The sequence below is a fragment of the Nocardioides exalbidus genome, assembly GCF_900105585.1.
Lineage (GTDB): Bacteria > Actinomycetota > Actinomycetes > Propionibacteriales > Nocardioidaceae > Nocardioides > Nocardioides exalbidus.
The window spans coordinates 3,462,497-3,473,498 of record NZ_FNRT01000002.1 but is presented as its reverse complement, the minus strand read 5'-3'; the positions used below and the strand labels follow the sequence as shown (position 1 = coordinate 3,473,498).

Annotated in this window: 14 protein-coding genes; 2 read left to right on the top strand and 12 right to left on the bottom strand. The window is 72.0% G+C overall.

Annotated features, from left to right (window positions below; translation table 11 throughout):
• Nucleotides 1-17 precede the first annotated feature (17 nt).
• From BLV76_RS16985 to BLV76_RS23175, 11 genes are all read right to left on the bottom strand, one after another.
• On the bottom strand, nt 18-389 hold the full coding sequence (locus BLV76_RS16985) for a DUF3037 domain-containing protein (protein WP_090970517.1): 372 nt from the start codon (nt 387-389) through the stop codon (nt 18-20).
• Nucleotides 340-1,188, bottom strand: coding sequence for a HipA family kinase (locus tag BLV76_RS16980; protein ID WP_245734717.1), 849 nt, complete (start codon nt 1,186-1,188; stop codon nt 340-342). The genes BLV76_RS16985 and BLV76_RS16980 overlap by 50 nt, the downstream gene beginning before the upstream one ends.
• Nucleotides 1,185-2,039: a PPK2 family polyphosphate kinase gene (locus tag BLV76_RS16975; protein ID WP_090970515.1), complete on the bottom strand. Its 855-nt coding sequence runs from the start codon at nt 2,037-2,039 to the stop codon at nt 1,185-1,187. The genes BLV76_RS16980 and BLV76_RS16975 overlap by 4 nt, the downstream gene beginning before the upstream one ends.
• Nucleotides 2,040-2,063: 24 nt before the next feature.
• On the bottom strand, nt 2,064-2,762 hold the full coding sequence (locus tag BLV76_RS16970) for a GNAT family N-acetyltransferase (protein ID WP_245734716.1): 699 nt from the start codon (nt 2,760-2,762) through the stop codon (nt 2,064-2,066).
• A gap of 10 nt (nt 2,763-2,772) precedes the next feature.
• Nucleotides 2,773-3,261 carry a phosphoribosyltransferase gene (locus BLV76_RS16965; RefSeq protein WP_090970514.1) on the bottom strand — a complete coding sequence of 163 codons (489 nt, stop codon included), beginning with the start codon at nt 3,259-3,261 and terminating at the stop codon, nt 2,773-2,775.
• A 15-nt stretch (nt 3,262-3,276) separates the two neighbouring features.
• Nucleotides 3,277-3,993 carry a regulatory protein RecX gene (locus BLV76_RS16960; protein ID WP_090970512.1) on the bottom strand — a complete coding sequence of 239 codons (717 nt, stop codon included), beginning with the start codon at nt 3,991-3,993 and terminating at the stop codon, nt 3,277-3,279.
• Complete coding sequence (gene recA, locus BLV76_RS16955; RefSeq protein WP_090970510.1) at nt 3,993-5,045, bottom strand: recombinase RecA; 1,053 nt, start codon at nt 5,043-5,045, stop codon at nt 3,993-3,995. The genes BLV76_RS16960 and recA overlap by 1 nt, the downstream gene beginning before the upstream one ends.
• 129 nt (nt 5,046-5,174) lie before the next feature.
• Nucleotides 5,175-6,452: an MFS transporter gene (locus BLV76_RS16950; protein WP_090970508.1), complete on the bottom strand. Its 1,278-nt coding sequence runs from the start codon at nt 6,450-6,452 to the stop codon at nt 5,175-5,177.
• 7 nt (nt 6,453-6,459) lie between these two features.
• A complete protein-coding gene (locus BLV76_RS16945; RefSeq protein ID WP_090970506.1) occupies nt 6,460-6,654 on the bottom strand; it encodes a DUF3046 domain-containing protein in 195 nt (64 codons plus the stop codon).
• Nucleotides 6,651-7,268, bottom strand: a complete 618-nt coding sequence (locus BLV76_RS23180; RefSeq protein ID WP_090972863.1) for a class I SAM-dependent methyltransferase — start codon at nt 7,266-7,268, stop codon at nt 6,651-6,653. The genes BLV76_RS16945 and BLV76_RS23180 overlap by 4 nt, the downstream gene beginning before the upstream one ends.
• Nucleotides 7,265-7,819, bottom strand: a complete 555-nt coding sequence (locus BLV76_RS23175) for a DinB family protein (protein ID WP_090970504.1) — start codon at nt 7,817-7,819, stop codon at nt 7,265-7,267. Before BLV76_RS23175 ends, BLV76_RS23180 begins: the two co-directional genes overlap by 4 nt.
• A gap of 43 nt (nt 7,820-7,862) precedes the next feature.
• On the opposite strand from BLV76_RS23175, the gene BLV76_RS16930 reads away from it, so the two are divergent.
• Nucleotides 7,863-8,342, top strand: coding sequence for a GNAT family N-acetyltransferase (locus BLV76_RS16930; RefSeq protein ID WP_175539715.1), 480 nt, complete (start codon nt 7,863-7,865; stop codon nt 8,340-8,342).
• Nucleotides 8,343-8,361: 19 nt separating this feature from the next.
• On the top strand, nt 8,362-9,333 hold the full coding sequence (locus BLV76_RS16925; RefSeq protein WP_090970500.1) for a YihY/virulence factor BrkB family protein: 972 nt from the start codon (nt 8,362-8,364) through the stop codon (nt 9,331-9,333).
• A gap of 9 nt (nt 9,334-9,342) precedes the next feature.
• Here BLV76_RS16925 and BLV76_RS16920 read toward each other — a convergent pair whose 3' ends face one another.
• Nucleotides 9,343-10,959 carry an AMP-binding protein gene (locus tag BLV76_RS16920; RefSeq protein ID WP_090970498.1) on the bottom strand — a complete coding sequence of 539 codons (1,617 nt, stop codon included), beginning with the start codon at nt 10,957-10,959 and terminating at the stop codon, nt 9,343-9,345.
• Nucleotides 10,960-11,002 lie beyond the last annotated feature (43 nt).

Sequence of the window (11,002 nt, the reverse complement as noted above, 5' to 3'; positions counted from 1 at the left end):
TATCGACCCGACGGGGTCTATCCGACGAGGCGCTCGCGCAGGTGCTCGAGCTGGCGGGCCGGGTCCTCGGTGACGCCGCCGTGGACCGGGCCGGGCTGGAGCACGGTGCTCCGGGGCGCCTTCAGGAAGCCGAACCGCTGCCCGAGCGACTGGCGCGCCGCCTCTCCCCCGCGCTCGTCACCACGGCACACCCAGTCGACGAACCCGAGCGCCTCGCACACCTGGTCGACGTCGATACCGGCGTCGAGGGCGCGCAGCCGGTCGGCGTCGACGTTCCACACCGCATCGAGGAAGTCGGCCGACTGGCAGTGCAGCACCACGCCGACGTTGAGGAACTCCTCACGCTCGGGCCGCGGCACGCACCGGAGCACGACGTACTGGTAGGCCATCCGCCCGCTCACCGGGGGCCTCGCCCTCGTGACCGGGCAGCCACTGGCGGGTGCCGAGGCGCGCGGTGAGGAAGTCGACGTAGGCCGCTCGCAACGCGTCGGGCCCGAGGTCGGACCCGTCGGGTCCCGGCACCGGCTCGAGCCAGACGTCGGGGACGGCGGCGAGCACCTCCTCGAAGGCCTCCCGGTCCAGCGCCGACGAGATCTCCCCGTCGAGCGCGCGGGCGCGCGCGGCGCAGGTCTCGAACACGTGGCCGCCGGCGTCCCAGGGCTGGGCCGCGAACTTCGCCGGGTCGGTGACGCCGCCTCGCCAGCCGTGGTGGAAGTAGAGCGAGGCACCGTGGTCGATGACCCAGAGGTCGCCGTTCCACAGCAGCAGGTTGGGGTTGCGCCACGACCGGTCGACGTTGGCGGTGAAGGCGTCGAGCCAGAGCACGCGGGCGCCCTCGTCGTCGGCGACGGAGACCTGGCCGTCGACGCCGAACGAACCGGGGAGGAAGTCGATGCCGAGGTTGGGCCCGACGCTCGCCCGGATCAGGTCCTGGACCTCCTCGTCCGCCTCGTAGCGGGCGATCTCGGGGTCGAGGTCGAGCACGACGAGCCGGGGCGTGCGCAGGCCGAGCCGGGTCGCCAGCTCGCTGACGATCACCTCGGCGACGAGGACCCTGGCTCCCTGGCCGGCGCCGCGGAACTTGCAGACGTAGGTGCCGAGGTCGTCGGCCTCGACGACCCCCGGCAGGCTGCCGCCCTCGCGCAGGGGTGTGACGTAGCGGGTGACGGAGACGTTCTCGAGGGTCACTGGACCGGGGACTCCTCGGCCAGCCGCTTCTTCTCCGCCTCGACGTCGAAGTCGGCGACGGGCCACTGCGGGTCGAGCTCGCGCAGCGTGTCGAGCAGCAGCTGGGCGACCGCGAGGTTGCGGAACCACTTCTTGTCGGCCGGCACCACGTACCACGGCGCGACGTCGGTGTTCGTCCGCTCGAGCGCGATCTCGTAGGCCTCGCGGTAGGCCGGCCAGGAGGCTCGCTCGTCGAGGTCGCCGGGGTTGTACTTCCAGTGCTTGTCCGGGTTGTCGAGCCGGGCGGCGAGACGCGACTTCTGCTCGTCGGCACCGACGTGGAGCATGCACTTGATGATCGCGACCCCCGAGTCGGCAAGCCGGGCCTCGAAGTCGTTGATCGCTCCGTAGCGACGGTGGATCTCGGCCGGCTCGGCGAGGTCGTGCACGCGCGCGATCAGCACGTCCTCGTAGTGGCTGCGGTCGAACACGCCGATGTAGCCGGCCGGCGGGAGTCCCTTGTCGATCCGCCAGAGGAAGTCGTGGGCGCGCTCCTCGTCCGTCGGCGCCTTGAAGCTGGTGATCCGCACGCCCTGCGGGTCGACCAGGCCGATGGTGTGGCGCAGCACGCCGCCCTTGCCGCTGGTGTCCATCCCCTGGAGGACCAGGAGCACGCGACGCTCGGACCCCACCGTGCGCTGGGCCCAGAGTCGCTCCTGCAGGTCGGCGAGCTCGTCGCCCATCGCGAAGAGCGCTCCCTTGCCGTCGGCCTTCTTGCCGTCGAACCCCGGCTTGGCATCGGTCTCGATCGCGGTGAGGTCGACCGGGCCGGCAGGGAGCCGCAGGGCGTCGGCGATGGGAGAGGTGGTCATGGGGACATCATGACGGAACGACGATCAGCCCAGCACCCGCCGCACCTCGAGGGTGCAGCCCACCATCGTCGCCACCCCGCCGTCGCGCTGCGGCTCGTCGAACCAGGTGCCCCGGGCGAACCCCAGCTTGTCGAGCAGTCGCAGCGAGGCGACGTTGGCGTGGTCGGGGGCCGCGAAGAAACCGCCGGCGTCCGGGAAGCGGGTCGCGGCACGCACCATCCAGGCCCAGAGCACCCGGGTGCCGATGCCCCGGCCCACCCACTCGGGCTCGCCGACCACGTAGTCGAGGCCGACGGCGTCCGGGTCGGGCGTGAGCAGGGCGAAGTCCGGGAAGTCGCGGATGCGGTAGTCCTGCACGAACCCCACCGAGCGCCCGTTGACCTCCGCGACCCACATCCGGATCGGCGTGGTGCCGTCGACGCGAGGGCCGTACGTCGCCGCCACGCGCTCGTCGGTCGGCTCCCCCTCGTGGTGCCACCACCGCTGCACGTGCGGCGCGCGCAGCCAGCGGGCCAGGATCGGCAGGTCACCGCGGGTCATCGCCCGCAACGTGATCGTCAGGTCGGTCTCGACCGCGAACCGCTTGACCTCGCCCGAGAGGTCGACCGCGACGGGCTCGTCACCGGCGAGTCGACGAGCCGCGCACAGCAACGACTCGCCGTCACCGACGGCTCCGGTCAGCTCGTGGTCGCCGGCGCGCACGACGACGGGGATGGGGTGCACGACCCCATTCTCAGTGCGCAAGCCCCTTGCCCACGACCGGCGGCAGCGCCGACCACGGGAAGTCGATCCAGAGGTCGGTCTCGCGCCAGGCGTAGTCGGGCTTGATGACCGAGTGCGGCTTGTCGTAGATGACGACGGTGCGGGCCTCGGCGACGTGGCCCTCGCAGAACTCGTGGACCAGCTCGAGCGTGCGGCCGGTGTCGGCGACGTCGTCGGCGATCAGCACCTTCAACCCGGACAGGTCGACCGCGGCCGGGGTCGGCGGCAGCATGATCGGCACCTCGAGGCGCTCGTCGACGCCGGTGTAGAACTCGACGTTGAGCACCGACAGGTTCTTCACGCCGAGCGCGTAGCCGAGCCCCATCCCGAGGGCGAGTCCGCCGCGGGCGATGGACAGGACCATGTCGGGCTCGTAGCCCGAGTCGGCCACCTGCTGCGCCAGCTCGCGGGTGGCGGTGCCGAACAGCTCGTAGGAGAGGACCTCGCGCTCGTTGCTCACGGGGTCATCCAACCGTCAGTCGTCCGGTGGCGCCATGTCGTCGGTCACGAGACCCTCGTCACCCCCGGCTGCGTCGGACAGGGCCTCGCGCACGACCGAGAAGGCGATGGCCGACGAGTAGCCCTTGCGGGCCAGCAGGCCGGCCAGGCGGCGGGTGGCCACCTGCGGGTCGAGGCCGCGCATCGTGCGCATCTTGCGCTCGACGAGGGCCCGGGCCGCCTCGCGCTGGTCGGTCTCGTCGATCTGCTCGAGCGCCTCGGCGACGTCGTCGTCGGCCACGCCCTTGCGCCGCAGCTCCTGCTTGAGCGCCATCGGCGCCAGCCCGCGGCTGCGGTGCCGGCTCTCCACCCACTGCCGGGCGAACGCCGCGTCGTCGATCAGGCCGACCTCGGTGAACCGGTCGAGGAGACCGGCCGCCAGGTCGTCGGGGACGCCCCGCTTGGCCAGCTTGTCGGCGAGCTCCTGGCGGGTGCGCGCCTGGCCCGTCAGCGTGTCGAGCAGGATCTTGCGGGCGACCGCCTCGGGGTCGGCCTCGACCTCCGCGGCGGCAGCCTCCTGGCGGGCGACGCGGGCGGCCTCGCGCTCCTCCCAGGTCCTGCGGGGACGCTTCTTCTTCGTCCCGCGCGACCTCCGCGGCTCGTCCGGCGTGGGTGGCGTCTCACCCACCCACGCCTGGACACCGAGGCCGACGTCGCCGACCCAGTCGGGGGCCGGGCGACTCTCGCCGGTCATCAGAAGTCGTTGACCCCGATGGGCTCGTCGCTGAGGTCGTCGGCGGGCTTGTCGACGGCCGGCGTGACGCCGAGCTTCTCGAGGATCAGCTTCTCGATCTCGTTGGCGAGGTCGGGGTTGTCCTTGAGGAAGTTGCGCGAGTTCTCCTTGCCCTGGCCGAGCTGGTCGCCCTCGTAGGTGTACCAGGCGCCGGCCTTGCGGATGATGCCCGCCTCGACGCCGACGTCGATCAGGCCACCCTCGCGGGAGATGCCCTTGCCGTACATGATGTCGAACTCGGCCTGCTTGAACGGCGGGGCCACCTTGTTCTTGACGACCTTGACGCGGGTGCGGTTGCCGACCATGTCGGTGCCGTCCTTGAGCGTCTCGATGCGACGCACGTCGAGGCGGACCGAGGAGTAGAACTTCAGCGCGCGACCACCGGTCGTGGTCTCGGGCGAGCCGAACATGACGCCGATCTTCTCGCGCAACTGGTTGATGAAGATGGCGGTGGTGCCGGAGTTGTTGAGCGCACCGGTCATCTTGCGCAGCGCCTGGCTCATCAGCCGGGCCTGGAGGCCGACGTGGCTGTCACCCATCTCGCCCTCGATCTCGGCGCGGGGCACGAGCGCGGCGACGGAGTCGATGACGATCAGGGAGAGCGCGCCCGAGCGGATCAGCATGTCGGCGATCTCGAGCGCCTGCTCACCGGAATCGGGCTGGGAGACCAGGAGCGCGTCGGTGTCGACACCGAGGTTCTTCGCGTAGTCGGGGTCGAGCGCGTGCTCGGCATCGATGAAGGCAACGATGCCGCCGGCCGCCTGGGCGCTGGCCACCGCGTGGAGGGCGACCGTCGTCTTTCCGGAGGACTCCGGACCGTAGATCTCGACCACGCGACCGCGCGGGAGACCACCGAGGCCGAGGGCCACGTCGAGGGCGATCGACCCCGTGGGGATCACCTCGAGCGGGGCACGCGTCTCGTCGCCCAGTCGCATGACCGAGCCCTTGCCGAACTGCTTCTCCACCTGTGCGAGCGCGGCGTCGAGGGCCTTCTCGCGGTCTGCTCCAGCCATGGCTGTGTCCCGTTCTCTCGTCGTTGTGTGCGGTACTTATGCGACGCTAGGGCGAGCCACTGACAGTCCCTGATCAGGACCGCCGACGCTGTGGACAACCTCGCCCCTCGTCGTACCTGTGGAGAGAATCTAGCCCGAACACGTGTTCGATGACGACTGCGACACGCGGGTGAGTCGCCCCGCCACCACGACCACCGCGGCGAGCAGCGAACCGAAGAGCGCGAGCGCGCCGTAGCCGGGTCCGCCGACGATGACGCCGGCGAGCGCACCGCCGCCCGCGGCGGTCAGCGACATCGCCATGTCGGAGGTGCCCTGGACGTCGGTGCGCGACGCGATCGGCGTGCGATCGGCAACCACGGTCGAGGCGGCGACCGTCGCGCAGGACCAGCCGAGCCCGAGCAGGAACAGCCCCACGAGGATCTCCCACGACGAGCCCTGCGGCGACGACCCGCACAGGGCGAGCGACACCATCAGCACCACTCCCCCGGTCACCAGCACCGCCGAACGGCCGAACCGGTCCGTCGCCCAGCCGACGACCGGCGCGAAGGCGAACATGCCGAGCACGTGGATCGAGAACACCAGGCCGATCACCTCGAGGTGCGCGCCGCCGTGCTCCATGTGGAGCGGGGTCATGATCATCACCGTCACCATCGCCGCGTGGGCGCACGCCATCGCCGCCACCGCGAAGCCGACGGCGGGCACCTCCCGGACGACCTCGACGAACCGGACCCACGAGCGCTCGCCGTCCGGCCCCGAGGTCGACGACGGCGTCAGCCCGGCGGTCTCCTGCGCGAGCAGCAGCGGGTCGGGTCGCAGCCGGAACCACACCCACCCCGCGGCGAGCACGAGGACGACGGACCCGATCGCGAAGCCGCCGGTGAGCTCGGGGATGCCGAGCCGCCGGGCGGTGGCGCCGCCCACACCGACGAGGTTGGGGCCGACCACGGCTCCGATCGTGGTCGCCCACACCACGACCGACAGCGCCCGGGCACGGTGCTCCTCGGTGGCGAGGTCGGTGGCGGCGTAGCGCGAGCCGTTGTTGACGGCCGTGGTCGCACCGAGCAGCACGGCACCGATGAGCAGCACGAGCATCGAGTCGACGACGCCGGCCACCACGGCCAGCACGGCACCCGACGACCCGAGGAGGTAGCCGGTGACCAGGCCGACCCGACGCCCGTGGCGACGCATCACCCGGGCGAGGGCGTACGCCGCCGCAGCGGTGCCGAGGACCTGGAAGGTCTGCGCGAGCCCGGCCATCGTCTCGCTGCCGGAGATGTCGCGGGCCAGCAGCGACGCGGTGGTCACGCCGATGGTGACGCCGACGGCGCCGATCGCCTGCGAGACGACGAGCGTGCGGACCGTGCGGCGCTGGACGAGCGCGAGGTCGACGCCCGCCCGCACCGTCATGCCATGCTCATCGCTCGGACTCGGGCAGCTCGAGCTGACGCCACACCGCGGCCCAGACCTGCTTGGGCGGCACCCCCGCGTCGAGGGCCTCCTTGGTCGTCCGGCCGTCGAGGTCGCGCACGACGGTGAGCTCGGCCCAGGTGCGGGAGTAGGCCTTGCCCAGGGCGTGGTCGAGCCGGGCCCAGAACTCGGTGTGCCTCATGGCGCAACCGTGCCACGGACCGCCGACACCCCGAGCCATGCCTCCTGCCGCTCCCGTCCGGTCGAGGACCAGACGTGGACGTCGTCCCAGCCGGCACCCGACGCGGCCGCGCCCAGCGGCCCCGCCCGCCAGTACGTGAAGTGGCGCGGGTTGCGGACCGACCCGTGGGTCGACCAGCCGTCGCCGTCGCCCTCCTTGACCGACATCTGCAGCAGGCCGCCGGGCCGGGTCACCGCTGCCAGCCGGGCCAGCACCGTCGGGAGGTCGGCGCGCGCGACGTGGAGCAGCGACGCGTTGGCCCAGACCGCGTCGTACGGCCCCTCCGGCGAGGAGACGTCGTCGACCAGGGGGTCGAGCAGGTCGGCCTCGTGCCCCTGCTCGCGCAGCAGGGCGACGAAGCCGGGCGTGATGTCGGTCCGCCGGACCGCGAGGCCGAGCTCCTCGAGCAGCAGCGCGTCACGGCCTCCGCCGGACCCGATCTCCAGCACCCGTGCGCCCCCGCCCAGCCGCGCCGCGAGCCCCGCGACCTCGGCGCGCAGCGCAGCCGTCACGGCGGGTGAGGCATCGGCGTACGCCACCGCGTCGAGGTCGTAGGCGCGGACGGTCTCGTTCACGACCTCGTCCACGCCTGCCCCGCGTGCACGTCGTGGAGGTGGTGGACGACGTCGTGCAGGTGGTAGGTCCCGAGCGTCTCGACGGTGAACTCGCTGCCGTTGGACCGCAGGCCGCGCCGTCCCCTGGTCGCCTCCGTGACGGTCGCGTAGGTACCGGCGACGGTGCCGGCCGCCTCGATGAGCTCGACGGCCACGGCCGCCGGGTCCTGGGAGGGGTAGTCGCTCTCGAGCGCGGTCGCGTCCTGGTCCCAGTTGGCGAAGGTCGGCACGTCCTCGTCGAGCATCAGCCGGAGCCGCTGGGCGAAGAGCCGGTGCACGTCGCGGACGTGGCAGCCGTACTCCAGGTCGGACCACACCCCGGGCGCCGGCCGCTGGCGCACGGACGGACGGGCGAGCACCTCCGACCACGTCATCGCGGTGTCGTGGACCAGCGCCGGCAGGTCGCCGATCGCCTGGGCCGCCGGGTCGAAGCCGCACTCCGGGCACGGCCGCTCGAGGACCCAGGTCCAGTCCTTGGTGTCGGGGACCACCCCGTCCGAAGCGGTGCTCATGCCCGTCATCCAACCAGCCGTGCGGCCGGGGACAATGGGTGGAATGGACATCCGCCGCGCACTTCCCGCCGACCTCCCGGCTGTGTCCGACATCTACGCGCGCGAGGCGCGCGAGGGCCACGCGACCTTCGACCACGAGCCTCGGCCCCGTCAGTTCTGGGAGGACAAGCTCGCCGGACCCGACCACTTCCTCGTCGCCGAGCACGACGGCGAGGTGGCCGGCTACTCCACGTCGTCGTCCTACCGGCCGAAGCCGGCGTACGTCCACACGCGGGAGACCACGGTCTACGTCGCGCCCGGGCACCAGGGCCTCGGCACCGGTCGACGGATGTACGAGGCCCTGCTGGCGCTGCTGCGCGCCGACGGGGTCCACGTCGTGGTGGCCGGCGTCGCCCTCCCCAACCCGGGGAGCCAGGGCCTGCACGAGGCGTGCGGGTTCCGGCAGGTCGGCGTGATGAGGGAGGTCGGTCGCAAGTTCGACCGCTGGATCGACCTCGCGTGGTACGAGCTGGTCCTGGACTGAGGTCGCCTAGGGTGCGCCCATGACCACCGCCAGCACCGTCCCGGTGACCACGGAGATGGACGGCGACGAGCTCGACGCCGAGGACGCCTGGCACCTGGTCCGCCGGCACGGCGTGCGGCGGATCCTGCTCGAGTCGGCGGTGCGCTTCCGCTACGGGGACGGCTTCACCAACAGCCGGGCGCTGGCCCTGCAGACCTGCCTGGCCGTGGTGCCCTTCCTCCTCGCCGTGATGGGCCTCGCCTCGGACATCGACGACGAGCGCCCGGCCCGGGTCGTGGCGAGGACCGTCAACGCCATCTCCCCCGCCTCCGGCGGCAACGACGCCGTCGCCCAGGCCGTCAGCAGCGGTTCCGAGGGTGCGGGCGAGCTCGCGCTGGTCCTCGGCCTCGCGCTCGCCCTCGTGTCGATGACCACCGCGATGGCCCAGGTCGAGCGCGGCGGCAACCGCATCTACGGCATCCGTCGCGACCGCCCGGCGCTCGCGAAGTACGGCCGGGCCGCCGTGTTCACGGCGCTCCTGGCCGGCCCGGTCGGCCTGGGTTTCCTCGCCCTGGTGGGCGGCGGGGCGTTCGGGGACGCGATGGTCACGGAGTACGGCTGGACCGAGGGGGCGCACCACACGTGGGACGTGGCGCGCTGGCCGCTGGGCCTGGTCGCCCTCGTCGTGGCGATCGCGGTCCTGTTCGACCACGCACCGCGACGCCGCCAGCCGGCCCTGTCGTGGCTGGCCCTCGGCGCGACCCTCACGGTCGTCGGCAGCATGGTCGCCGCCGCCGCGCTGGCGGCGTACGTCAACCTGAGCGGCTCCTTCACCAGCACCTACGGGCCGCTGGCCGGCGTGTTCGCGCTGCTGCTGTGGAGCCTGCTCTCCTCGATCTCGCTCTTCTACGGCCTGGCCGTGTGTGCGCAGCTGGAGTCGATCCGGGCCGGCGACGACGCGCCCGCCGACGACGACCCGGGGCGTCCGCACGCCCGGGTCGTGAGCGGTTGAGGCCGCTCCTCAGCCGAGCCCGAGCTCCTGCGCCGACACCTCGCGCATCTCGACCTTGCGGACCTTGCCGGTCACCGTCATCGGGAACTCCTCGACGACCATCACGTAGCGCGGGATCTTGTAGTGGGCCAGCCTGCCGGACGCGAACTCGCGGACGGCCTCGGCGTCGAGCGGCGTCGTACCGGCGCGCATCCGCAGCCACGCGCACAGCTCCTCGCCGTACTTCGCGTCCGGGACGCCGACGACCTGCACGTCCTCGATGTCGGGGTGGGTGTAGAGGAACTCCTCGATCTCGCGCGGGTAGATGTTCTCGCCGCCGCGGATGACCATGTCCTTGATGCGGCCGGTGATCCGGACGTAGCCGTCGTCGTCCATCACGCCGAGGTCGCCGGTGTGCATCCAGCCGTCCGGGTCGACGGCCTCGGCGGTCTTCTCCGGGTCCTCCCAGTAGCCGACCATCACCGAGTAGCCGCGGGTGCAGAACTCCCCCGCCTCGCCCCGGGGGACGGTGTCGCCGGTGACCGGGTCGACGACCTTGACCTCGAGGTGCGGCGTGACCCGCCCGACGGTGCCGACCTTGCGCTCGAGCGAGTCGTCGGTGTGGGTCTGCGTGGAGACCGGTGACGTCTCGGTCATGCCGTAGCAGATCGTCATCTCGTCGATCCCCGCGTCGATGAGCTTCTTCATCATCTCCTCGGGGCACGGCGAGCCGGCCATGATCCCGGTGCGCACGGAGGAGAGGTCGTAGGACGCCAGGTCGGGCAGCGCCCACTCGGCGATGAACATCGTCGGCACGCCGTAGAGCGACGTGCACCGCTCCTCCGCCGTCGCCTTCAGCGTCAGGGCCGGGTCGAAGCCCGGCGCCGGGATCACCATCGTGGCGCCGTGCGAGGTGCACGCGAGGTTGCCCATGACCATGCCGAAGCAGTGGTAGAAGGGCACCGGGATGCAGACCCGGTCCTCGGCGGTGTAGCGGCAGACCTCGCCGACGAGGTAGCCGTTGTTGAGGATGTTGCGGTGGCTGAGCGTCGCGCCCTTGGGGAAGCCGGTCGTGCCGGAGGTGTACTGGATGTTGATCGGGTCGGTCGGCTCGAGCGAGGCCGAACGCGTCCGCAGGTCGTCGTCACCGACGCCCTCACCGTCGGCGAGGAGGCCGCCCCAGCTCGCCTCCTCGTCGAGGTGGACGACCCGCTCCAGCGCCGTCGTGTCGCCGGCCGTCTGCTCGACCATCCCGCGGTAGTCGCTCGTCCTGAACGACGTCGCGGCGACGAGCAGCCGCATGCCGCTCTGGTTGGCCACGTAGGAGAACTCGTGCGTCCGGTAGGACGGGTTGACGTTGACCAGGATCGCACCGACCTTCGCCGTCGCGAGCTGCACCAGCGTCCACTCGGCGCTGTTGGGCCCCCAGATGCCGACCCGGTCGCCCTTCGCGATGCCCGCGCCGACCAGTCCGCGCGCGAGCCGGTCGACCTCACGGTCGAGCTCGGCCCAGGTCCAGCGGCGCCCGCTGCTGCACTCCACCAGCGCCTCGCGGTCGGCGTACGCCGCCACGGTGCGCTCCAGGTTGGCGCCGATCGTCTCCTCCAGCAGCGCCGGAGTGGTCTCGCCCTGTGCGTAGGAGCCCATCCCAGCAACCTAGGACGGGATTCTCGGCGTTGGCCAGAGGTTG